We start from the raw sequence: 22,065 nt of genomic DNA on the forward strand, positions 1-22,065 counted from the left end.
GCCGCCGTCGGCCACACCGACTCCGACTACGCCACCACCCTGCAGGCCATCGACGCCGGCGCCACCGTCGCCACCCACCTCTTCAACGCCATGCCCGCCATCGCCCACCGCGCCCCCGGCCCGATCGTCGCCCTGCTGGAGGACGAGCGGGTCACCGTCGAGCTGATCAACGACGGCGTGCACCTGCACCCCTCCGTCCTCGACCTCGCCCACCGCACCGCCGGCCCCCACCGCGTCGCCCTGATCACCGACGCCATGGGCGCCGCCGGCATGGGCGACGGCCTCTACCCCCTCGGCCCCCTCCAGGTCCGGGTCAGGGACGGCGTGGCCCGGCTGGTCGAGGGCGGCGCGATCGCCGGCTCCACCCTCACCCTGGACGTCGCGTTCCGGCGCTCGGTGACGGTCAACGGCCTGACCCTGAACCAGACCGTCGAGTCGCTGTCCGCCACCCCGGCCCGGCTGCTCGGCCTCGACGACCGCATCGGCTCGCTGGAGACCGGCAAGCTCGCCGACCTCGTGGTGGTCGACTCCGAGAGCTTCGAGCTGGTCGCCGTCATGCGCCGCGGCCGCTGGGTCGTGGGCGCCGACCGGTTCTCCACCGTGAAGCCGGCCTGACCGAGGCCTCCCGGGCGAACTGCCTGAAGGAGGCGCCCGGACAAAGCCGACGGCCGCCCTCCCCGCTGCGGGGAGGGCGGCCGTGGTGCGTCCGGAGGGCGGTCGGGCTCAGCCGCCCGGTTCGATGGTGATCTGGTCGATCAGGATCGACGCCCCGGCGGGCCCCGTGAAGGTCACCGAGTTCTGGCCGGCCTGGAACTGCGGCAGTATCCAGGTGGTGTACCAGGCCGACGCCTGGTCCTTGGGAGCGGGACCGTAGATCTTGTAGGTCACCCCGCTCGGCCAGTCCTTGCCGTTCACCGCGGCCGTGCCCTTGAGGTCGCCGCCCGAGTAGTTGTAGTGCACCGTCAGCTTGTACGTCCCGGCCGTGGCGATCTCACCGCTCCACGTCACCGAGCCGCCCGGCTGGAGGGTCAGGTAGCTGCCGTCGGCCGACTTGGCGCCCTTGACGGTGTTGCCGGAGGGCGCGTTCTGCGCCTGCAGCTGGCTCGCGTCCACGGTCGACGGGCCGGTGATCGGGGTGGCGCTCGCCGAGGGGCCGCCGCCGGCGGTCGAGGCGGTCGACCCCGGGGTGGCGGGGCCGGGCGCGGCGGTGGTGGCGGCGCCGCCCTTGGCGTTCTTGTCGCCGCCGTCCGGGTCGCCGCCCGTGGAGAGCGCTATCCCGGCGCCGATCGCGATGGCCGCGACCACGGCGACCGCGCCGATCACCGCGCCCTTGCTCCGGCCGCTGCTCGGCCGCTCGTCCCCCGGCTGCGGCCGGGAGTGCTCGGCGTAGCGGTTCTGCTGGGTGGGCGCGCCGCCGTACTCGGCCTGCTGCGGCACGCCGGGCTGACCGTACGGGGCCTGCGGCTGACCGCCCGGGTACCCCTGCTGCGGCATGCCCTGCTGGCCGTACGGCTGCTGCTGCCGCGGCGGGTAGCCGTAGCCGTACTGGGCGCGCCCGACCTCCATCGGCCGGTTGTAGGACGTGCGGGGAACACCCTGCTGCGGCTCGGCCGGCTGCCCGGTGGAGCCGTCGGCCGGGCGGTAGAGGTAGCCGAACGGGTCGTCGTCCTGCGGGGCACCGCCCCCCTGGCCCTCGGGCACTCCGTTGCTGCCGGCGGTCGTCACGGTGGTCTGTTCCCCCATCCGGTGCGCGCCGCCGGGCTGCGGGCGGCGCAGATCATGGACGCTGTCGTACCGGGCACCCTACCTGCCGCACGTGACAGCAGGAAAAGAACCCTTGACAACTCGCGGGTAACCGGGAACCCACCTGCGGTGTCGGGGGCGCCGGGGCCGTGTCGTCCGCCCGCGTCCGGTCTCAGCCCGCGCGCCGGTGCGAGCGCTCTCCGCGCGCCCCGCGCACCGCCCCGCCGCGGGCGCGCTTCTCGTCGTACATCCGCTCGTCGGCGGTCTGCAGCACCTCCTCGATGCTCATCCCGCAGCCCGCCCAGCCGATCCCGAGGCTCACTCCCACGCGCATCGCCCGGCCGTCGATCCGCATCGGCGGGATGATCGCGTTGCGCAGCCGGTGGGCGAGGTCCTTGGCCTCCTCGCGGCCGATGCCGTCGGCCAGCACCACGAACTCGTCGCCGCCGAGCCTGGCCACCGTGTCGCCGTCCCGGACGGCCTGGCTCAGCCGCCGGGCGACCTCGACCAGCACCGCGTCGCCCGCGTTGTGGCCGAACCGGTCATTGATCGACTTGAAGCCGTCGAGGTCGCAGAAGAGCACCGCGAGCCCCTTGTCCACCGCGGCCGCGCCGCCGGAGCGGAACGGGGCGGACCAGGCGTCGCCGCCCGGCCCGTGGTCGGCCGGGACGACCGCGTGCACGTGCTCCCCGTAGCCCTGGCCGAGGCCGGGCGGCGGGACGCCCTCGGGCAGCCCGTAGCCGTGCACCGCCCCGGCGTACGGGTCCGCGCCCTCCAGCCCGTCGTGGGCCGCGTGGGCGCTGTAGGAGCTGTAGGAGTCGGCCGGGTAGCCGTACGACGGCGAGTAGGCCGCCTCGGCGGGGCCGGGCGCGGCGCCGACCGGCTGCGGCTGGGCGCAGAGCCGGCGGGCCAGCCGGGCCTTGAGCTCGGCGCCGTTGGGCAGGCCGGTGAGCGCGTCGTGGCTGGCCCGGTGGGCGAGCTGGAACTCGTGCCGCTTGCGGTCCTCGATGTCCTCGACGTGGGTGAGCAGGAAGCTGGGCCCCTCGGCCGCGTCCGCCACGATCGAGTTGCGCAGGCAGACCCACTGGTAGCCGCCGTCCCGCCGGGACAGCCGCAGCTCCGCCCGGCCGCTCTCGGCGCTGGTGCGCTCCAGCAGGGCCCGGTCCTCGGGGTGGACGAGGTCGGCGAAGCTCTGCTGGCGCAGCACCGCGCGGGGGCGGCCGAGCAGCCGGCAGAGCGCGTCGTTGACCCTGGTCAGCTGGCCGCGCCCGGCGCCGTGCAGCTCGGTGATGGCCATCCCGCTGGGCGCGTACTCGAACGCCTGGCGGAAGCTCTCCTCGCTGGCCCGCAGCGCCTGCTGCTCCTTCTCCAGGCGGGCCAGCGCGCGTTGCATCTCGGCCCGCAGCCGGGCGTTGCCGATCGCGATCGAGGCCTGCAGCGAGAACATCTCCAGCGCCTCGCGGGTCCATGCGCCGGGGCGCTTGCCGCTGCGTGGGCGGTCCACCGAGAGCACCCCGAGCAGGTCGCCGCCGGCGCTGTACATCGGGGCGAGCAGCCCGTCGGCGGGGTGCCAGTCGTTGGCGTACACCGGCAGCGGGCCGTCCCCGATCCAGCGCGGGATGTCGCTGGCGACGGCCCAGCCGCGGTCGAACGGCAGGAAGCGCAGGGTGCCCCAGTGGTCGCTGACGCCGAGCAGCCGGTCCCAGGACTCCCGGGAGCCGACCTGGCCGAGCAGCACGGAGGGGCCGCCCATCGGGCTCTCCTCCAGCTCCCAGACGGCCGCCACCACGAGGTCGCCGTCCGGGCGGACCAGGCTGACCGCGGCGGCGTCGAAGCCGAGCCCGTGCACCGCGCCCTCGACGACGGCCTGCAGCGTGCCCGCCAGGCTGCGGGCAGCGTTGAGGTCCGCCACGACCCGGTGCAAGGTGCGGAGGGTCGCGAGACGGACGTACGGCTCCGACTCGGCTTCCATGCGGGGGCTCCCCGGCTGCTTCGGATAGTTCTTGATTGGTTATCGTCCGATTGCCAGAAGAACTGAATCACAGGGAGCACAGCGTTCGGCACGCTCGGTCAGCAATAGGGCGCCACTTGTGACTTAAATCACACGACACTAATGCGCCCGTAATCAGTTCATCCGCCCCATAACGGGACACAAAGTTCCATCCGGACCTTTTCTCCTGGTCGACCGCACCGGCCGCGAGCTGAAGCCGGCTGCACCCGCCGGTCCGTCCGCTTCACTCCTGCGGGTGAGTCCGACCGGCGACCGCGACCCCGCGGGCGCGCCGCCGGTCCTACGACCAAGGCCCGATGCCGTTTCCCGCGGGTGACGACTACCGTGCGGTACGTGTACCCGTCCCCGCAGCCCGAAGCTGCCCCCCACGCCACGCCCGACGAGTTCCGGGCAGCACTCTCCCAGCTCGCCGCCGGCGTGAGCCTGGTGACCGTCCACGACCCGGAGGACGGCGAGGACATCGGCATGACCGCGACGTCCTTCCTCTCCGTGTCGCTGGAGCCGCCGCTGGTGCTGATCTCGGTCCGCGAGGACTCCCGGATGGACGAGGTGCTCTCCCGGGTCGACACCTGGGCGGTCTCGGTGCTGACCGAGGGACAGAAGACGCTCGGCTCGCGCTTCGCCATGAAGGGCCGGCTCAGCGACCGGCTGCTGTTCGCGGACACCGCGCACCACCGCGGCCCGCGCACCGGCGCCCCGCTGGTCGAGGGCGCGCTGGCCACCGTCGAGTGCCGCACCGAACAGCGGATACCCGCGGGCGACCACACCCTGCTGCTCGGCCGCGTGCTGGAGGCCGTGGTGCCCGACCCCGGCGGCCGTCCGCTGCTCTACTTCCGCGGCGGCTACCGCACCCTGGGCTGAGCTGCGCCGAACCGGGCCGGGCCGAGCGGGCCTGGCTACTCGCCGCCCCGCGGCACCCGGCGGCCCTGCTTGACCTCGGAGCGGTGCCGCTTGTTGAACAGCCGGCGCTCGACCATCCCCCGGCTCGGCTTGGTCGCCCGCCGGGTCTTCGGCGGCGGCGCGCACGCCTCGGTCAGCAGCGCCGACAGCCGGGCCGCGGCCGCCTCCCGGTTGCGCCACTGCGAGCGGAACTCCGAAGCCTGGACCACCAGCACCCGGCCGTCCACCAGCCGCCCGGCCAGCCGCTCCAGGGCGCGCTCGCGCCACACCTCGGGCAGCGCCCCGGTGGACGCCACGTCGAAGCGCAGCTCGACCTTGGAGTCGGAGGTGTTGACGTGCTGGCCACCGGGGCCGGAGGAACGCGAGAAGCGCCAGACGAGCTCGGCGTCGGGGACGACCACCGACCCCCGTACGCGGATGGGCTCGGGCATGCGCCCATCATCCCGCGCTCGGCCGTCCGGGTCACCCGGTTAATCAGGCCCGCCTCCCCGGGCCCGGCACCCGGGCCGGGCACCCTGGTCGGGCACCCTGGCCGGGCACCCGGTTACCCGCACACGCCGCGAGCCCCGACAATGGCGTACGTGATCGAGCTCGGCTACTCCCTCTCCAACCGCTTCCCCGACCCCCCGCAGACGGACTACCGCACCGCGTCCGTGCACGCCCTGCGCTACGACCTGTTCTGCGGCGACGTCTACCTGGACGCCGAGGGCGCCGAGCTGTCCACCGCCTGGGGCTGGGTGCCGGTGCTCGACTTCGCCTGGGCGCTGTGCGACATCGCCGAGCACCTGGACCGCGACCCGGACGGCAGCCGGGCCGCCCGGGTGCAGACCGCCGACCTCGACTTCACCCAGAACACCGAGCTGCTGCGCTTCGCCCGCCGCTTCAACTGGGTCGAGGTCACCGCGACCTGGCTGCCGGACGAGCCGCCGGCCGTGGTCCGCCACAGCGACCTGCGGCGCGAGGCCCGGGACTTCCTCCAGGACACCCTCGCCGACCTGTTCGACATGCACCCCGACCTGGCCGACAATCCGAACGTCTGGTCGCTGCAGGGCCGGTTCCGCCGGATCTGACGGCCGTCTTTGCCAGGGCTTTGCCCCCGTGAATCACCCGCGCGAAGAATTCACGGACCCTGCGGAACCAAGCCGCCCGGGTATTGCGTTGTCCCGGGGAAAAGCGCACGAAGCGAACGAAGGGACAGCAAACGCCATGCCAGTGAGCCTCTCCAAGGGTGGCAACGTCTCGCTGACCAAGGAGGCCCCCGGCCTGTCCGCGGTCACCGTCGGCCTGGGCTGGGACGTCCGCACCACGACCGGCGCCGAATTCGACCTCGACGCCAGCGCGATCGTCCTGAACGCGGACGGCAAGGTGCTCTCCAACGCCCACTTCGTCTTCTTCAACAACACCAGCACGCCGGACAACACCGTCGTGCACACCGGTGACAACCGCACCGGCGAGGGCGCGGGCGACGACGAGTCGATCAACGTCAACCTGGCCGGTCTGCCGGCCGAGGCCACGAAGATCACCTTCCCGGTCACCATCTACGACGGCACCGCCCGCGGCCAGAGCTTCGGCCAGGTCCGCAACGCCTACATCCGCGTGGTGAACGCCGCCGGCGGCGCCGAGATCGCCCGCTACGACCTCTCCGAGGACGCCGCCACCGAGACCGCGATGATCTTCGGCGAGCTCTACCGCAACGGCAGCGAGTGGAAGTTCCGCGCCGTCGGCCAGGGCTACGCCTCCGGCCTGGCCGGCATCGCCCAGGACTTCGGCGTGCAGATCTGACGCACCCCTCCTGACAACGCCGCGGCGCGGGAAGCCGGTCCGTCCGACTTCCCGCGCCGCGGCGTTCGTGCGACCGGGCTCAGCGCGAGGCGCGCAGCTCCGGCAGCTGGATCAGCTCGGTCTCGTCCTCCGGCGTCAGGTCCACCACGGTCGGCTCGCCCTGCTCCGGCTCCCGCGCGTCCCCGCGCACCGCGGTCGACTCCGCCGCCCGGGCCTCGGCCTCGGCCTTCGCGGCCACGGCCTCGTCGCCCACCACGTCCGCCAGGTCGGCCCGCTCCCCGAGTTCGGCGACGCTGCCCACCGCCGACACCGGAGCCGCCGGGCGGCCAGGAGCGCCCGCGCCGCGGCCGAAGAAGCTGAACCCCTGCCCGCGCGCCTGCCCCGGCTGCGCCGGCCGCGGCCGCTGCCGCTCCGCCGGTACGGGCGCGGCGGCCGGCGCGGTCTGCGCGCCGCCGAGCTGACCGACCGTCGCCGTCAGCGCCGGACGCAGCGGAGCGGGCCGCACCGCCGGCTCGGCCACCGGCGCCGAGGCCGGCGCCGGGGCCGGAGTGGGCACCGCGGGCGCCACCGGGGCGGGCACGGCGACCGGCGCGGGCGCCGGCGCGGCCTGGCCCACCGGGGCGGCCGGGCGGATCCGCGACGGAGCCGCGGAGGCCCGCAGCGCGACCTCCGCACCCGCCGTCCGCGCCCGCTGCGCCTCCTGCTCCGCCGCGCGGCGCTCCAGCAGCCGCAGCACGGCCGCAGCCCGCACGTAGGCGGCCGGGCTGGCCGGGTACTTGGGACGGCTCGCGGCGAGCGCCCGCTGGGCCGCCTCGGCCTCCTTGAGCGCCTGCTCGGCCACCGTCACGGCCCGCTCCCGCAGCAGCCGGGCGATCTCGGTCTCCGCCTTGGCCAGCCGCGACTTCTCCGCGGTCAGCCGGCGCCCGAAGCGGGTGGCCCGCTCCTCGGCGACCTCGGCCGCGTACTCGGCCTCCGCCAGCTGCTCCTCGAACCGCTCCTCGGCCCGCATCCGCTGCGCCGCGGACATCTCGGCGGCCGCCCGGGCCGCCTTGTCCCGCTGACGCAGCAACAGCGCGAACCCGAGCGTGGCGATCAGTGCGGCGATGCCCACCGACCGCACCAGGATGGTGTCCTGACTGAAAAGCAGAGCGGCCAGAGCGGCTACCAGCAGTACGCCGGCGGCGGTGGGGGGAAAGACCCGGCCGAGGACGGAGGAATGACGGTGGCGTCCGCGAGACATGCCAAGAAACTAGCGTGCGAATTGGGGCTCTGTCAGCCCAGGGTCCCCTTCCGCCCTTGACAGGGGGCGGTTTTTACCGCACGTGCCCGGATTCTCACTCAAGATCACGAAGAAAGCCCTGCTCAGCGGTGGGACGCCGCCGGACCGCTCGGACCGTCGTGATTCTCGGGCAACTTGCAGACGTGCTGGAGCCAGAGCGCCGCGGCGATCACCGCGATCCCCGCCAGCACCGCGAAGCCCGCCGTGACGGCCTGGTCCTGGCGGGCCGGCACGTCCAACTCCCCCAGCAGGTAGATCCCGGTGCCCGCGTAGATGCCGGTGACGACCGCGGAGACCAGCGCGCTGGCCTGCCCCAGCACCAGCGCCCGGGCCGCGAGCAGCGGGTCGACCCCCTTCGCGCCGGGCTGGCGCTCGCGCGCCGCCTTCAGCCGGGAGCGCAGGGACAGCGCGGTCGCCAGCAGGATCACCGCCACCGCCGCCAGCACCACCGGCGCCGCGCCCGGCACCGCCGGCAGCGTGTCCAGGGAGGCCCACAGCTTGGAGCCGGCCCAGGCCAGCGCCGTCGTGGCGGCCGTGATGCCGATCAGCAGGCGGAGGCGAAGCAGCTTCACTCGGAGGAGGTCCTTCCCGGGGTTCCAGAGCCGGCCGACCGCCCGGTGACCCGACGCGGCGGCGCCAGGCCACCGTACCGGGCCCGGCCGGACGGACACCCGCGCGAACGGCGGACACCTACTGGTACGGCCGGGCCCCCGGTCGAGTTCCCTGATCAACGGCCCCGGGGGGGGGCCTACTCCGGCAGCGTCAGCCGGATGTCCTCGCGGCGCTTCACGCCCTGCGCGTCCGGGCCGCCGAGCGCCGCCAGCAGCGCGTCGACCCGCCCGTGCCCGGGCACCTCGGCCTCCGGCTGCGCGTCCAGCCACGGGGCGAGCACGAAGGCCCGCTCGTGCGAGCGCGGGTGCGGCAGCAGCAGCTGCGGGTCGTCGCTGAGCTCGCCCTCGTAGGACAGGATGTCGACGTCCAGGGTGCGCGGCCCCCAGTGGACCGTCCGCACCCGCCCGAAGGCGTCCTCGATCGCGTTGCCGCGCTCCAGGAGGTCCCGCGGGGGCAGCGAGGTGCGCAGCACGACGACGGCGTTGTAGTAGTTGGGCTGCTCCTCGGGGCCGCCGACGGCCTCGGTCTCGTAGACCGCGGAGACGGCCTTGATCTTCAGCCCGGGGGTGTCGGCGAGCGCGTCCACGGCGCCCTGCAGGGTGTCCAGCCGGTTGCCCAGGTTGCTGCCGAGCGCGACCACCGCGCAGCGCTGGCTGTGCAGTGTGGTGTCAGCGGAGTCCACCCGGCTCTCCAGGTCGAACGCGTTCGGCGTGGCGGTCGGGTCGCTGCTACTCATCGAAGTCTTCCCTCTGCATCGGATACCGGGCGCGCGGTGGGGGTCACGCGCGGCCCCGGTGGATGGTCACGGTCACGTCGTCGAACGGCACGGTGATCGGGGCGTCCGGCTTGTGCACCGTGACCTCGACCTCCTCGACCGCTTCGTGCTTGAGGCACTGGTCGGCGATGCGCTGGGCCAGGGTCTCGATCAGGTCGACCGGCTCCCCGGCGATGATCGCGGTGACCTCCTCGGCCACGATGCCGTAGTGCGCCGTGCGGGTGAGGTCGTCTCCGGACGCGGCGGGGCGGGTGTCCAGGTACAGCACGAGGTCGACGACGAAGGTCTGCCCCTCGACGCGCTCGCGCTCGAAGACGCCGTGGTGGCCCCGGGCTCGCAGCCCCCGCAGGGTGACGCGGTCCAGCAAACGAATCACTGCTCCCAGTCGGACGGGCCCCACCCGGAGAAAGGCATGGACGGGCAGGGCGAAGGCGGGCAGCGCCCGCCACTCCGTTTCGAATCTACCCGCGAGCACGGACAACGCCTGACCGTCCTACCCGGCAGGAAACGGCGCCACGCGCACCGGAATGGCGATTGACGTGAACGTTCGGTGACCACTCCGGAATTCCCGGGCGACGAACCGCCACCGCATTTCCGCAGCGGTCGGAATCAACTCTCGTCGTCCTCGTCGCCGCTGGTCAGAACGGGTGAACCGTGGTGCGACCAGAGCTTCCACCCGGCCGGGGTACGGCGGAACAGATTCGTCGACACGACCTTTCCGCCGACCAGCGGTCCGAGTTCGCCCTCCTCCTCCGCCTCGCCCCCGGACAGGATGTTCTCGGTGCACGTGACAAGGGCCACATCACCGTGGACCTCGGCCTCGACATCGGTCAGGAAGAACTGGATGTACTCCGTGTTCATCATGATCAGCATGTACGAACGGGTCACCTGGGCCCGCCCGCGCAACACCGGCCAGCCCGGGTGCACGCACACCACGCCGCCCTTGTCGTCGGCGTCCGCGGCGCCCAGCCAGGCGTCCTCGACCGCCTCCAGGTCCCCCCGTTCCAGCGCCTCGTAGAGCGCCCGGTTCGCCGCCAGCACGGCCTCCAGGTCCGCCTCGCGCGCCTGCCCGGCCGTTCCGCCGCTCAACCTGCCGTCACCCGTCACAGACCCTCCCTCACCCCAACCGCGCCGCGTGCTGCCACGCCGCGACGACCCGTACGGCGTCCGCCGTGCCGGCCACGTCGTGCACCCGCACCGCCCAGGCTCCGGCCCGGGCCGACAGCACCGACACCGCGGCCGTCGCGTCGTCGCGCTCCCGGGCCGGGCGCAGTTCCCCGGTTGCCGGGTCGGCGAGCAGCGTACCCAGGAACCGCTTGCGCGAAGCGGCCACGAGGACGGGACGGCCGAGCGCGGTGAGCGCGTCCAGCCGGGCGAGCAGCGCCCAGTTGTGCTCGGCGGTCTTGGCGAAGCCGAGCCCCGGGTCGAGGATCAGCTGGTCCTCCTTGACCCCGGCCGCCAGCAGCGCGTCCACCCGGGCGGTGAGCTCGGCGACCACGTCCCGCACCACGTCGTCGTAGACGGCCAGCCGGTCCATGTCGGCGGACTGCCCGCGCCAGTGCATCACCACGAAGGGCGCGCCGGTCTCGGCGACCACCCGGGCCATCGCCGGATCCGCCAGCCCGCCGGAGACGTCGTTGACGATCGCGGCGCCGGCCTCGACGGCCCGCTCGGCGACCGAGGCGCGCATGGTGTCGACGGAGACGGTCACCCCGGCGTCGGCGAGCTCGCGCACCACCGGGACCACCCGGCGCAGCTCCTCCTCCTCGGGCACCCGCTGCGAGCCCGGCCGGGTGGACTCGCCGCCGACGTCCACCAGGTCCGCGCCGCGGGCCCGCAGGGCGAGCCCGTGCGCGATCGCCTTGGCGGGGTCGTGCCAGAGCCCGCCGTCCGAGAAGGAGTCGGGCGTGACGTTGACCACGCCCATCACGGCGCAGCGTTCGAGCCGCGGCAGACCGACCGGGAGGGAGAAGGACGGTGTCTCGCTCATGCGCCCGCCCCGTTCCGCTCGGCAGGGGCCTGGGCCCGTGCGCGCCGTCCGGTGATCCGCTCGCTGCGCTCGCTCATGCTCCCCATTATCGAACGAGGCCCCCGCCGGGGATTCCCGGCGGGGGCCTCGTGCACGGCTGCGGTGCCTCAGGCGGCCTCGGTGACCTCTCGGGTCGACGGGACCGGCATCAGGCCCTCCCGCTGGCGCTTGCGGCCGAAGCGCGGCATGCCGAGGGTGATGAAGGCCTCCGCCTGCATCGCGGCGAAGCCGATCCGCGGCAGGTCCCGGGTGTTCGGGAAGACCAGGAAGCGCGGCTCCCACTCGGGCTGGAACTTGGCGTTGAACTTGTACAGCGACTCGATCTGGAACCAGCGCGACAGGAACACCAGCAGTCCGCGCCAGGCGCGCAGCACCGGGCCCGCGCCGATCCGCTCGCCGCGGGCCAGGGCCGAGCGGAACATCGCGAAGTTGAGCGACACCCGGCGGACGCCCAGCGCGGGCACCGCCTGGAGGGCGGCGACGATCAGCAGCTCGTTGAGGCCGGGGTCGGCGGCGCGGTCGCGGCGCATCAGCTCCAGCGAGATGCCGTCCGGGCCCCAGGGCACGAAGTGCAGCACGGCCTTCAGGTCGTCGCCGCTCTCGCCCTCCTCGGGGTCCTTGTGGGCGGTGACCACCACGCAGTCGTCGTCCAGCGGGTCGCCGAAGCGGCCCAGCGCCATCGAGAAGCCGCGCTCGGTGTCCGTGCCGCGCCAACGGGCGGCGGCGTCGGCGATCCGGTACTTCTCCTCCGCGGTGAGCTCGGAGACCCGGCGGACCTTGCAGGAGTAGCCGTTGCGCTCGATGCGCTTGACCATCTGGCGGACGTTGCGCATCGCCCGGCCGGCGAGCGAGAAGGTCGAGGTGTCGACGATCGCCTCGTCGCCCAGCTCCAGCGCGTCCAGGCCCGCCTCGCGGGTCCAGACCTCGCCGCCGACCTCGCTGCAGCCCATCACGGCCGGCACCCAGGCGTGCTCGCGGGCCTCGGCCATGAACACCTTGATCGCGCCCGGCCAGGCCTCGACGTCGCCGACCGGGTCGCCGGAGGCCAGCATCACGCCGGAGACCACCCGGTAGGAGATCGCGGCCTTGCCGGTGGGCGAGAACAGCACGCTCTTGTCGCGGCGCAGCGCGAAGTAGCCGAGCGAGTCGCGCTCGCCGTGCCGCGCGAGCAGCTCGCGGACCTTCTCCTCGTCCTCCGCGGTGAGCTCGGGCTTCGGCTTGCCCGGGCGCAGCGCCAGGTAGGCGGTGGTGAAGGCGGTCAGCAGCCCGAGCCCGCCGAGCAGGTAGGCGACCAGGTCGGACATCCGGATGTTGGTGTACCGGATCGGGCCCTCGAAGCCGAGGAGTCCGTAGCCGACGTGCTCCAGGCGCTGGGCCAGGCCCGGGTGGCCGATCTCGTACTTGGCCCGGGTGCTCACGATCAGCAGGCCGAGCAGCACGCTGAGGACGCCCATGACGACCAGGTTGGCCAGCGCCCGCCAGCGGGTGCGCGGGTCGGCCTTGGCGTAGAACTCGCGCCGGTGGAGGAGCATCACGGCGAGGACGACCAGCGAGACGACCGCCGGGCCGACCTGGTGCCAGCGCACGATGTGCAGCGCCGCGCTGAGCGGCAGCAGCACGCAGACCACCCGCCAGGCCCGACGCTTGCGACGGCGCAGCGCGTGGGCGAGCGGCACCAGCAGGATGCCGACCATCAGCGTGCCGACCGCGGCCAGGCTGGTGGTGCCGCCCGGCAGCTGCCCGGCGACCGTGTGCATCTTGGTGTGCCGGAGCTTGGGGAACACCGCGCTGGCGATGTCCACCAGCCCGATCAGCAGACAGGCGTAGCCGACCGCGCCCGGGAGCCAGGCCCTCGGAACAGCGGCTGCCTGGGTGCGCAGCGTCTGCAGGCCGCGGCGACGGCGCGGCGGCTGCTCGGGGCTCGGCTCAACGGACACGGGAACGCTCATGGAAGCTCAGCGTAGAGGCTGCGGTGCGGTGTCCCGTCACTCCGGGGGAGGACGCGTGATGGACCTTCATGCCTATTCCTTCATCAGGCAATGCGCATACCAAGGACCCGGAAACGGTCGGTAAACCGGGGCCGTGGACGCGCTGCGGGGTTGAGCCGGCGGTGGGAGCGGGGGGGTCGCCGCAGCGTGGCGCGGCAGCACCCCCCGGGACGCGTTACGTACGGTGGACGCCGCATTCTAGGGCGCCGGTTGCCTGCGACTTCCCCCCGCCCTTCCGGCCCCCGACCTTCCGGCCCCCGCCCGGGCGCCCGGACAGCCTAGCTGCGGTGGCCCGATCTGATGGGCCGCCAGACGATGAAGCCTGCCCCGCCAGTGTCCCACCGGAAGGCCGACCGCATGGAACTGACCAGCGACGCGTTGATGAACTCGCTGCTCGCACTCGGGACCGCGGCCCTGGTCACCACCCTGTGGGTCTGGCCCCGGTTGGCCAGACAGCGCCCCCTGCCCGTGCTCGGCCGGATCGGCCTGCTGACGGTCGTTCAAGTCTCGATCGTGGCCGTGCTCGCGCTGTCGGTGAACAACTCCTTCGGGTTCTACACGTCCTGGAACGACCTGCTCGGCCACAGCGGCGCCAAGCTCGCCCTGACCAGCAACGAGAACCACAAGGGCGGCACCCCGGTCGCCGACGCGCTGATCCAGCCCACCACCGAGGGCGGCCTGGAGACCGTCACCAACCTGCCGAAGGGCACCCCCGAGGAGGTCGGCAAGGTCGAGTCGGTCCAGGTCAGCGGCAAGGAGACGGGCTTCTCCGACCAGATGTTCGTCTACCTGCCGCCCGAGTACTTCGACCCGAAGTTCGCCCTGGTCCGCTTCCCCGTCCTGCTGGCCATCGCGGGCTACCCGGGCACGGCACTGAACCTGGTCAAGGACCTCTCCCTCCCCCAGACGGCGTACGAGCTGGAGCGCTCCGGCAAGATGCCGCCGACCGTCCTGGTGATGGTCCGCCCGGGGGTGGTCCCGTCCCGGGACACCGAGTGCGTGGACGTCCCCGGCGGGCCGCGCACCGAGGCCTGGTTCGCCAAGGACGTCCCGGAGGCCGTCCTGAGCACCTACCGGGTCGGCCGCACGGCCGGCTCCTGGGCCACCTTCGGCTACTCCACCGGGGGCAGCTGCGCGCTGCGCCTGGCGATGCGCTTCCCGAACGTCTTCGGCACCGCGGCCAGCCTGCACGGCGACTTCACCGTGCGCCAGGACGGCTACACCGGCGGCGACCTCTTCAACGGCGACAAGGCGCTGACCCAGCAGCACGACCTCGGCTGGCGGCTTCAGAACCTGCCGGTGCCGACGCTCAACGTCCTGGTGGTCTCCACCCGCAAGGAGTCGGACTACCCGCAGACCGTCCAGTTCGTCGACCAGGCCACCCAGGTCGCGGCGGCCAACCCGCAGTTCAAGGTCGACTCGCTCTACCTGGAGGACGGCGGGCACAACATCGACAGCTGGACCAAGGAGCTGCCGGCCTCGCTCGAATGGCTGGGCACGCACCTCGGCTAGCGCGTGTGAGTGATTACCCGCCGGTCGGCCCGGGCGGCCGACGGCCGGGGGGAACGCATCGAGGCCGTCCCGCCCGCCGCCCAGGCGCGCGGACGTCCCGGATCCGCGCAGGAGGCGCAGTGCTGAGCACCCGATCGCTCTTCAACGAGATCTACCGGAACGACCAGGCCTACCAGCTGTTCTGCAGCATCGCGGCCGGTGGTGAGGACCAGGGCGGCTGGGAGAACGAGCGGATCACCACGCTCACGCGGGACCCGGTCCTCGCCCCGAAGGTCGCCCGGCACGGCGCCGACGAGCGCAAGCACGGCCGGATCTTCACCCAGCTGCTGGCCAAGCGCGGCCTGCCCAAGGTGCCGGTCCCGGACGAGGCCGACTACTGCATGCTGCTGGAGCGCCAGGGCGTCGGCCTCTCCCACGAGCGGCTGAACAGCGACCTCCCGCTGACCGAGCGCGAGATCATCACCTACCTCGCGCACAGCCGGGTCACCGAGCAGCGCGCCGCCGAGCAGATGCGCCAGCTGGTCAAGGTGTACGGGGACAACCCCGACCTCGGCCGGGCGATGAGGATGATCTCCGCCGACGAGGACAACCACCTGGCGTACTGCCACGAGGAGCTGCTGCGGCTCCGGGCCGAGGGGCACGGCCCGTACATCCGGCACACCCTGGAGACCAGCGCCCGCGGCGAGATCCGCACCCACCGGGACGTCGGCCTCGCAGTCACCTCCCGGATGGCCCGGATCCTGCGCTGGCCGCGCTGGCAGCTGGCCCTGGTCACCCTCGGGGTGCACGCGCTGTACCTGTACGACCGCGCCTACGGCTGGCGCCGGATGGTCACGCTGCGGATGCCCGAGCGCCGCAACGCACTGGGCACCCCGGCTCCGCCGCACGCGGAGCACGAGGTGCCCTGAGAGCCGTTCCCGGCCGCTCGGCCGGGCCCTACCGGCCCTACCGGCCGATGATGAGGCTCATCGCCTCGGCCCGGGTGGCCGGGTCGCGCAGCTGGCCGCGCACGCAGGAGGTGATGGTCTTGGCGCCGGGCTTGCGGATGCCGCGCATCGACATGCACATGTGCTCGCACTCGACCACGACGATCGCCCCGCGCGGCTCCAGGATCCGCATCAGCGCGTCCGCCACCTGGCTGGTCAGCCGTTCCTGCACCTGCGGCCGGCGGGCGTAGACGTCGACCAGCCGGGCGAGCTTGGACAGCCCGGTGATCTTGCCGCTGAGGGACGGGATGTACCCGACGTGCGCCACGCCGCGGAACGGCACCAGGTGGTGCTCGCAGACCGAGGTCAGCTCGATGTCCTTGACCAGCACCATCTCGTCGTGGCCGAGGTCGAAGGTGGTGGTCAGGACGTCCTCGGGCTCCTGCCACAGGCCCGCGAATATCTCCTTGTAGGCCCGCGCGACCCGGGCCGGGGTCTCCAGCAGGCCCTCGCGGTCCGGGTCCTCCCCCACGGCGAGCAGCAGCTCACGGATGGCGTTCTCGGCCCGCTTCTGGTCGAAGGTCCCGACGGCGGGCGGACCGTCGAGCGTCACCGGGTCGATCATGCGGGCCTCGCTTACATGTGGGAAGACTCTGGCTGAACAGCACGGATGCCGCGCCTCCAGGGTACAAACCCTGGTGACGCGGCATCCATTCCCTACGGAACCGGGGGTCAGCCCTCGACCGGCGGCTCGGAGGCCGGCAGCGGCGGGAGCTTCACGACATCCACCGGAGCGGTGTCCCCGGAGACGGCGCCGTTGGTGAGCGCCAGCTCCTTGGGGGACTGCACCGGAGGCCGGGTGGACGGCGTGCGACGGGTGGAACCCGTCCAGGCCGGCCGGGTCGGGCGCTTGACGATCGGGGCGAAGATCTCGGCGATCTGCTCCTTGTTGAGGGTCTCCTTCTCCAGGAGCTCCAGCACCAGGTTGTCGAGCACGTCGCGGTTCTCGACCAGGATCTCCCAGGCCTCGTTGTGCGCGCTCTCGATGAGCTTCTTGACCTCTTCGTCGACCAGCGCGGCGACCTCTTCCGAGTAGTCGCGCTGGTGGCCCATCTCACGGCCCAGGAACGGCTCCGAGTTGTCGGAACCGAACTTGATCGCGCCCAGGCGCTCGGTCATGCCGTACTGGGTGACCATGGCCCGCGCCGTGGCGGTGGCCTTCTCGATGTCGTTCGAGGCGCCGGTGGTCGGGTCGTGGAAGACCAGTTCCTCCGCCGCGCGACCGCCCAGCATGTAGGCCAGCTGGTCGAGCATCTCGTTGCGGGTGGTGGAGTACTTGTCCTCGTCCGGCAGCACCATGGTGTAGCCGAGGGCCCGACCGCGGGACAGGATCGTGATCTTGTGCACTGGGTCGCTGTACTGGCAGGCCGCCGCGACCAGGGCGTGACCGCCCTCGTGGTACGCGGTGATCTTCTTCTCCTTGTCGGACATGATCCGCGTGCGCTTCTGCGGACCGGCCACGACGCGGTCGATCGCCTCGTCCAGGATGCCGTTGTCGATCAGCTTCTTGTCCGAGCGGGCGGTCAGCAGCGCCGCCTCGTTGAGGACGTTCGACAGATCGGCACCGGTGAAGCCGGGGGTGCGCTTGGCGACGGCCGAGAGGTCGACGTCGGGCGCGATCGGCTTGCCCTTCTGGTGCACCTTGAGGATGTCCAGTCGGCCCTGGAGGTCGGGACGCTCCACCGCGATCTGGCGGTCGAAGCGGCCCGGGCGCAGCAGCGCCGGGTCCAGGATGTCGGGGCGGTTGGTCGCGGCGATCAGGATCACGCCGCCCTTGACGTCGAAGCCGTCCATCTCGACCAGCAGCTGGTTGAGGGTCTGCTCGCGCTCGTCGTGGCCGCCGCCGAGACCCGCACCGCGGTGCCGGCCGACGGCGTCGATCTCGTCGACGAAGACGATCGCCGGGGCGTTCGCCTTGGCCTGCTCGAAGAGGTCGCGGACGCGGCTGGCGCCGACACCGACGAACATCTCGACGAAGTCCGAGCCGGAGATGGAGTAGAACGGCACCCCGGCCTCGCCCGCGACGGCGCGCGCCAGCAGGGTCTTGCCGGTCCCGGGCGGGCCGTAGAGCAGCACGCCCTTCGGGATCTTGGCGCCGACGGCCTGGAACTTGGCCGGCTCCTGCAGGAACTCCTTGATCTCGTGGAGCTCCTCGACCGCCTCGTCCGCGCCTGCGACGTCGGCGAAGGTGGTCTTCGGGGTGTCCTTGGTGAGCAGCTTGGCCTTGGACTTGCCGAACTGCATGACGCGGGAGCCGCCGCCCTGCATCTGGTTCATCAGGAACAGGAACACCAGGACGATGATCACGATCGGCAGCATCGACAGCAGCAGGCTGACGAAGGTGCTCTGCTTCTCGGGACTGACGGTGTAGCCCTCGGCGAGGGTGTTCGAGTCCTTGTCGTTGACCTGGGCCTGCAGCTTGTCGGCGATCGCGACACCCTGGTCGCCGATGTACGAGGCCTGGAACTTGGTGCCGGACGGGGTCTTGCCCGTACCGGCGCTGGGCAGCGTTGCGCCGTCCTTCAGCTGGATCTTGATCGTGTTCGAGTCACCGGTGGTGATCTGCGCCGACTTGACGTTGTGCGCGTCGATCGCCGCCACGACCTGACCGGTGTCCACCGTCTTGTAGCCGTTCGAGTCCGAAACGACCTGCATCAGTACGATGACGGCGAGGACGGCCAGCACGATCCACATGATCGGCGCACGGAAGTATCGCTTGACGTCCATCCATGCGGGGCGTTGCCGCCCCGTCCCTCCTGCCACTCAACGGCGCCGTGTGGCTGTCGGCCGCGGCGCATCCGGTCGGTGCTCATGTGAAGAGCGGTTTTATTGGACCGTACCGCAGTCGGACCCACCGATGGCGGGAGCGCAGCGGACACGGCTTGGTTCTTCGATCCCCCGGTCCAACGGGCGGGAACGACCTACTGTTCCCGCCCATAGCCCGAACGGAGCCCTCAGCCGCCGTAGACGTGCGGGGCGAGGGTGCCGATGAAGGGGAGGTTACGCAGCTTCTCCGCGTAGTCCAGGCCGTAGCCGACCACGAACTCGTTCGGGATGTCGAACCCGACGTACTTCACGTCGATCTCGACCTTGGCCGCATCCGGCTTGCGCAGCAGCGTGCAGACCTCCAGCGAGGCCGGACCGCGCGAGCCCAGGTTGCCCAGCAGCCAGGACAGCGTCAGACCGGAGTCGATGATGTCCTCGACGATCAGGACGTCACGGCCGGCGATGTCGGTGTCCAGGTCCTTCAGGATCCGCACCACGCCGGAGGACTTGGTGCCCATCCCGTACGAGGAGACGGCCATCCAGTCCATGGTGACCTGCGAGTGCAGGGCCCGGGCGAGGTCGGCCATGACCATGACGGCACCCTTGAGGACGCCGACGATCAGCAGGTCCTTGCCTGCGTAGTCCCGGTCGATGCGCTCGGCCAGCTCAAGGAGCTTGGCGTCGATCTCGTCCTTGCTGATGAGCACCTTCGCGAGGTCAGCGCCCATGTCGTTCTGGTCCACCGGGGATACGTCCTCAAACGTTCGGGGTCTGTGTGGCCGGCGGCCGGCTCCCCCGGGGCATGCCTCGCCCCTCAGTCGCCCTGCCGCCGAAAGACCAGCGTGCCACACCTGCGGGTGGCCTCGACGCCCCCGGGTAGGTGCAGCGGCCCCTGGCCGCGCCATCCGGTGACCAGCAGGTCGATCGTCTCCAGGTGCCGGGCGAAGAGGTCCCCGGCCGGACACCCCGCGCGCAGTGCGGCCCGGCGCAGCACCCGGCGCCGGACGGCCGGCGGCAGTTCGGCCAGTTTCACGGCGTCCAGGGCGCCCTCGCCCGTACGGAGGTCGCGTTCGGCCAGGGCGGCCCACTGGTCGAGGGCGTCGGCGTCGTCGCGGAACAGCCGGGCCGTGCGGGCCAGCGCCTCGACCACGCCGCCGCCCAGGTGCTTCTCCAGCACCGGCAGCACCTCGTGGCGGACCCGGGATCGGGTGTAGGCGGGATCACAGTTGTGCGGGTCGTCCCAGACCGGGATCGACTGGGCGGAGCAGGCCTGCCGGGTGGCGGCCCGGTCCAGCTCCAGCAGCGGACGGCGGTAGCGGCCCTTCTGGGCCGGCATCCCGGCCAGCGAACGGGCGCCCGAGCCGCGGGCCAGGCCCAGCAGCACGGTCTCGGCCTGGTCGTCCCGGGTGTGGCCGAGCAGCACGGCGACGGCGCCGTGGCGTTCGGCGGCCTCGTCCAGGGCGGCGTAGCGGGCGTCCCGGGCGGCCGCCTCCGGGCCGCCGGCCCGGCCGACGCGCACCGGGACCGCCTCGACCGGGTCCAGGCCGAGCGAGCGCAGCCGCTCCGCCACCTGGTCGGCGCGCTCGGCGGAGCCGGGCTGCAGGCCGTGGTCGACGGTGACGGCGCCGACCCGCAGGCCGATCTTGGGGGCTTCGAAGGCGGCGGCGATGGCCAGCGCCATGGAGTCCGCGCCGCCGCTGACGGCGACCAGGACCAGCGGCGAACCGGGCGCGGCCGGGGTGCGGGGCAGCCCGGACGGGTGGCGCGCGGCGTTGCCGATCAGGGTGGTGCCGACGGCGGCACCCACCAGCGGCGCCCCGGCCGGGCGCTCGCGGGGCTCGCGCACGGGCGCGGTGAAGGTGGTACCGGCCTCGGCGGCGAGGTCGGCGAGCGTGCGGCGAACGGCCAGGCGTATCGCGGCGACGGCGGGGTGAGGGCCCACGGCGAAGTCTCCTCGACGGAGGGGGACAGGACTGCGGCGGGCGGCGGGGACCGCACACTGCGTGCGCGCCCTGTTACCGGGCGCTCACAGATGGTGGCAGAAAGGAGCGACCCGCTACGCCACCCGCGCCACCGGTACGACCACCGTCCCACGTTCGGGTGAATGAAGAAACGCTTCTTCACGCACCATCTGCCCGATTGGACCACTCGTACGAGCGGGTTTGACCGCCGCGCGCCGCTTGCCGTCCGGCTGGCGGCGCGCCTGCGTCACGACGGGGAGCTCAGCGGGCCACCCGGGCCACCCAGGCGGCCGGGTCGTGGATCTCCTCCTTGGTCGGCAGGGTGTTCGGCGAGGTCCACACCCGGTTGAACCCCTCCATGCCGACCCGCTCCACCACCCCGCGCACGAACACCGCACCGTCCTGGTACTGGCGCAGCTTGGCGTCCATGCCCAGCAGCCGGCGCAGCAGCAGGTCCAGCCGGTTCGCACCGCGGTCCCGGCGCTGCTGGAACTTCTCCCGGATCTCCGCCACCGTCGGCACCACGGCCGGGCCGACGCCGTCCATCACCACGTCCGCGTGGCCCTCCAGCAGCGACATCACGGCCGTCAGCCGGGCGAGGATCTCGCGCTGCGCGGGCGACTGGACGATCTCCATCAGGTTCGACGAGGAGCCCTCCCGACCGCCGACGCCCGGCAGCCCGCCGAGCGAACCCGCCGCGTCCCGCAGCCGGTCCAGCAGCGCGCCCGGGTCGACGTCCGTCTCGGCGAGGAAGGACTGCACCTCGGACTGGATGTGGTCGCGCAGCCACGGCACCGCGGTGAACTGCGTCCGGTGCGTCTCCTCGTGCAGGCAGACCCAGAGCCGGAAGTCGGACGGGTCGACGTCCAGCTCACGCTCGACGTGCACGATGTTCGGCGCCACCAGCAGCAGCCGGCCCGGCCCGGGACCGTCCGGCCCCAGCCGCGGCTTGTCGAACAGCGCCGCCGGACTGTCCGGCGCCTCCAGCGAGGGCTCCGCCGGGGCGAAGGTCTCGTACTGGCCCAGCACCTTCGTCGCCAGGAACGCCAGCAGCGCCCCGACCTCGATGCCGGTCGCCTTCTCCCCCACGGTGCCGAACACCCCGGCCGTCGCGCTGTTCGTCCGGCGCGCCTGCAGCTTCTCCACCAGCGGCTGGACGACCGTGCGGAAGCCCGCCACGTTGGCCCGCACCCAGCCGGGGCGGTCCACCACCAGCACCGGCGTCGCCGCGGCCCGGGCCAGGCTCGACGACTGCATGCCGGTGAACGCCCGAACGTGCTCCTCCGCCTCCAGGGCGTGCCGGCGCAGCTCGGCGACCACCGCCGCCGCCTCCTCCCGGCTCACCTCCGGGCCCGGCCTCACCAGCCTGGTCGCAGTCGCGACCGCGAGGTTCCAGTCGACCATGTCAGCACCGCCACTCGCGCTCGTCATGCCCTCACCGTACGTGCTCCCCACCACCAACGGCAGCCACCCACCCGGAACACCTCGCCCCCGGCACCCCGGGGCGCGGCCTCCCAGCACCGGCCCCGACCCGGGCGGCACGCCAACTCCCGTGCCGCCCGGGGGCCGTGACGCTCCGCGCCGGGTGCACGGCGGGCCCGCCGGGGGGCGCGGCGGGGGCACCCGGGGCCGCGCGCGGGAGGGGCGGCGCCGCGCCTGGTCGCCGCCGTCCCCGCGGGAGGACCACGGCGACCCGGGGGCCGGCGCCGGGCGGCGCCGGC

21 protein-coding genes are annotated in these 22,065 nt (G+C 72.9%); 6 read left to right on the forward strand and 15 right to left on the reverse strand.

The window, feature by feature from the left end:
• The coding region (locus ABT048_RS35130; RefSeq protein WP_350525660.1) for an N-acetylglucosamine-6-phosphate deacetylase at positions 1 to 615 on the forward strand (615 nt) is incomplete at its 5' end.
• 108 nt (positions 616 to 723) lie between these two features.
• Here the strand turns inward: ABT048_RS35130 and ABT048_RS35135 are convergent.
• Complete coding sequence (locus tag ABT048_RS35135) at positions 724 to 1,725, reverse strand: hypothetical protein (protein WP_350525661.1); 1,002 nt, start codon at positions 1,723 to 1,725, stop codon at positions 724 to 726.
• Between the two features lie 190 nt (positions 1,726 to 1,915).
• On the reverse strand, positions 1,916 to 3,715 hold the full coding sequence (locus tag ABT048_RS35140) for a GGDEF domain-containing protein (protein WP_350525662.1): 1,800 nt from the start codon (positions 3,713 to 3,715) through the stop codon (positions 1,916 to 1,918).
• 363 nt (positions 3,716 to 4,078) lie between these two features.
• Here ABT048_RS35140 and ABT048_RS35145 point away from each other — a divergent pair, with 363 nt between their 5' ends.
• Positions 4,079 to 4,615: a flavin reductase family protein gene (locus tag ABT048_RS35145; protein ID WP_396549438.1), complete on the forward strand. Its 537-nt coding sequence runs from the start codon at positions 4,079 to 4,081 to the stop codon at positions 4,613 to 4,615.
• A 35-nt stretch (positions 4,616 to 4,650) separates the two neighbouring features.
• Here the strand turns inward: ABT048_RS35145 and arfB are convergent, their stop codons facing one another.
• Entirely contained in the window at positions 4,651 to 5,085 is a 435-nt protein-coding gene (gene arfB, locus ABT048_RS35150) for an alternative ribosome rescue aminoacyl-tRNA hydrolase ArfB (protein WP_350525664.1), read from the reverse strand.
• Positions 5,086 to 5,226: 141 nt separating this feature from the next.
• Here arfB and ABT048_RS35155 point away from each other — a divergent pair, with 141 nt between their 5' ends.
• Positions 5,227 to 5,724 (forward strand): hypothetical protein, encoded by a 498-nt coding sequence (locus ABT048_RS35155; protein WP_402807475.1) that lies wholly within the window; start codon positions 5,227 to 5,229, stop codon positions 5,722 to 5,724.
• A 136-nt stretch (positions 5,725 to 5,860) separates the two neighbouring features.
• A complete protein-coding gene (locus ABT048_RS35160) occupies positions 5,861 to 6,436 on the forward strand; it encodes a TerD family protein (protein WP_350525666.1) in 576 nt (191 codons plus the stop codon).
• 79 nt (positions 6,437 to 6,515) lie between these two features.
• Here the strand turns inward: ABT048_RS35160 and ABT048_RS35165 are convergent, their stop codons facing one another.
• The 7 genes from ABT048_RS35165 to ABT048_RS35195 form a co-directional block, all read right to left on the reverse strand.
• The gene (locus ABT048_RS35165) at positions 6,516 to 7,676 is read right to left on the reverse strand and encodes a hypothetical protein (protein ID WP_350525667.1); all 1,161 of its coding nucleotides are present in this window, start codon (positions 7,674 to 7,676) and stop codon (positions 6,516 to 6,518) included.
• Positions 7,677 to 7,798: 122 nt separating this feature from the next.
• Positions 7,799 to 8,287 carry a DUF3180 domain-containing protein gene (locus tag ABT048_RS35170; protein WP_350525668.1) on the reverse strand — a complete coding sequence of 163 codons (489 nt, stop codon included), beginning with the start codon at positions 8,285 to 8,287 and terminating at the stop codon, positions 7,799 to 7,801.
• Positions 8,288 to 8,463: 176 nt separating this feature from the next.
• Positions 8,464 to 9,063, reverse strand: coding sequence for a 2-amino-4-hydroxy-6-hydroxymethyldihydropteridine diphosphokinase (gene folK, locus ABT048_RS35175; protein WP_350525669.1), 600 nt, complete (start codon positions 9,061 to 9,063; stop codon positions 8,464 to 8,466).
• A gap of 43 nt (positions 9,064 to 9,106) precedes the next feature.
• Complete coding sequence (gene folB / locus ABT048_RS35180) at positions 9,107 to 9,466, reverse strand: dihydroneopterin aldolase (RefSeq protein WP_030059580.1); 360 nt, start codon at positions 9,464 to 9,466, stop codon at positions 9,107 to 9,109.
• A 245-nt stretch (positions 9,467 to 9,711) separates the two neighbouring features.
• Positions 9,712 to 10,209 carry a nuclear transport factor 2 family protein gene (locus tag ABT048_RS35185; protein WP_350525670.1) on the reverse strand — a complete coding sequence of 166 codons (498 nt, stop codon included), beginning with the start codon at positions 10,207 to 10,209 and terminating at the stop codon, positions 9,712 to 9,714.
• Positions 10,210 to 10,219: 10 nt separating this feature from the next.
• Positions 10,220 to 11,092: a dihydropteroate synthase gene (folP, locus tag ABT048_RS35190; RefSeq protein ID WP_350525671.1), complete on the reverse strand. Its 873-nt coding sequence runs from the start codon at positions 11,090 to 11,092 to the stop codon at positions 10,220 to 10,222.
• Positions 11,093 to 11,238: 146 nt separating this feature from the next.
• Complete coding sequence (locus tag ABT048_RS35195; protein WP_350525672.1) at positions 11,239 to 13,080, reverse strand: phosphatidylglycerol lysyltransferase domain-containing protein; 1,842 nt, start codon at positions 13,078 to 13,080, stop codon at positions 11,239 to 11,241.
• A 396-nt stretch (positions 13,081 to 13,476) separates the two neighbouring features.
• Here ABT048_RS35195 and ABT048_RS35200 point away from each other — a divergent pair, with 396 nt between their 5' ends.
• Positions 13,477 to 14,631, forward strand: coding sequence for an alpha/beta hydrolase (locus ABT048_RS35200; RefSeq protein WP_350525673.1), 1,155 nt, complete (start codon positions 13,477 to 13,479; stop codon positions 14,629 to 14,631).
• A gap of 119 nt (positions 14,632 to 14,750) precedes the next feature.
• The gene (locus tag ABT048_RS35205; RefSeq protein WP_350525674.1) at positions 14,751 to 15,539 is read left to right on the forward strand and encodes a ferritin-like domain-containing protein; all 789 of its coding nucleotides are present in this window, start codon (positions 14,751 to 14,753) and stop codon (positions 15,537 to 15,539) included.
• Between the two features lie 37 nt (positions 15,540 to 15,576).
• Here the strand turns inward: ABT048_RS35205 and folE are convergent, their stop codons facing one another.
• The 5 genes from folE to ABT048_RS35230 form a co-directional block, all read right to left on the reverse strand.
• Positions 15,577 to 16,182, reverse strand: coding sequence for a GTP cyclohydrolase I FolE (gene folE, locus ABT048_RS35210; protein WP_350525675.1), 606 nt, complete (start codon positions 16,180 to 16,182; stop codon positions 15,577 to 15,579).
• 107 nt (positions 16,183 to 16,289) lie between these two features.
• Positions 16,290 to 18,344, reverse strand: coding sequence for an ATP-dependent zinc metalloprotease FtsH (gene ftsH, locus ABT048_RS35215; protein WP_350525676.1), 2,055 nt, complete (start codon positions 18,342 to 18,344; stop codon positions 16,290 to 16,292).
• 227 nt (positions 18,345 to 18,571) lie between these two features.
• The gene (gene hpt / locus ABT048_RS35220) at positions 18,572 to 19,126 is read right to left on the reverse strand and encodes a hypoxanthine phosphoribosyltransferase (RefSeq protein ID WP_030059589.1); all 555 of its coding nucleotides are present in this window, start codon (positions 19,124 to 19,126) and stop codon (positions 18,572 to 18,574) included.
• Between the two features lie 71 nt (positions 19,127 to 19,197).
• Positions 19,198 to 20,325 carry a tRNA lysidine(34) synthetase TilS gene (gene tilS, locus ABT048_RS35225; protein WP_350525677.1) on the reverse strand — a complete coding sequence of 376 codons (1,128 nt, stop codon included), beginning with the start codon at positions 20,323 to 20,325 and terminating at the stop codon, positions 19,198 to 19,200.
• A gap of 280 nt (positions 20,326 to 20,605) precedes the next feature.
• Entirely contained in the window at positions 20,606 to 21,775 is a 1,170-nt protein-coding gene (locus ABT048_RS35230) for an Rv3626c family coenzyme F420 biosynthesis-associated protein (protein ID WP_350525678.1), read from the reverse strand.
• Positions 21,776 to 22,065: the final 290 nt, after the last annotated feature.

The sequence above is a fragment of the Kitasatospora sp. NPDC096140 genome (genome assembly GCF_040303045.1).
Classification (GTDB): Bacteria; Actinomycetota; Actinomycetes; order Streptomycetales; family Streptomycetaceae; genus Kitasatospora.

Coding starts and splice junctions, on each gene's coding strand:
- ABT048_RS35140 (WP_350525662.1), bottom strand. CDS start 3,715: ATGGAAGCCGAGTCGGAGCCGTACGTCCGTCTCGCGACCCTCCGCACC.
- arfB (WP_350525664.1), bottom strand. CDS start 5,085: ATGCCCGAGCCCATCCGCGTACGGGGGTCGGTGGTCGTCCCCGACGCC.
- ABT048_RS35155 (WP_402807475.1), top strand. CDS start 5,227: ATGGCGTACGTGATCGAGCTCGGCTACTCCCTCTCCAACCGCTTCCCC.
- ABT048_RS35160 (WP_350525666.1), top strand. CDS start 5,861: ATGCCAGTGAGCCTCTCCAAGGGTGGCAACGTCTCGCTGACCAAGGAG.
- ABT048_RS35165 (WP_350525667.1), bottom strand. CDS start 7,676: ATGTCTCGCGGACGCCACCGTCATTCCTCCGTCCTCGGCCGGGTCTTT.
- folK (WP_350525669.1), bottom strand. CDS start 9,063: ATGAGTAGCAGCGACCCGACCGCCACGCCGAACGCGTTCGACCTGGAG.
- folP (WP_350525671.1), bottom strand. CDS start 11,092: ATGAGCGAGACACCGTCCTTCTCCCTCCCGGTCGGTCTGCCGCGGCTC.
- ABT048_RS35195 (WP_350525672.1), bottom strand. CDS start 13,080: ATGAGCGTTCCCGTGTCCGTTGAGCCGAGCCCCGAGCAGCCGCCGCGC.
- ABT048_RS35200 (WP_350525673.1), top strand. CDS start 13,477: ATGGAACTGACCAGCGACGCGTTGATGAACTCGCTGCTCGCACTCGGG.
- folE (WP_350525675.1), bottom strand. CDS start 16,182: ATGATCGACCCGGTGACGCTCGACGGTCCGCCCGCCGTCGGGACCTTC.
- ftsH (WP_350525676.1), bottom strand. CDS start 18,344: ATGGACGTCAAGCGATACTTCCGTGCGCCGATCATGTGGATCGTGCTG.
- ABT048_RS35230 (WP_350525678.1), bottom strand. CDS start 21,775: ATGACGAGCGCGAGTGGCGGTGCTGACATGGTCGACTGGAACCTCGCG.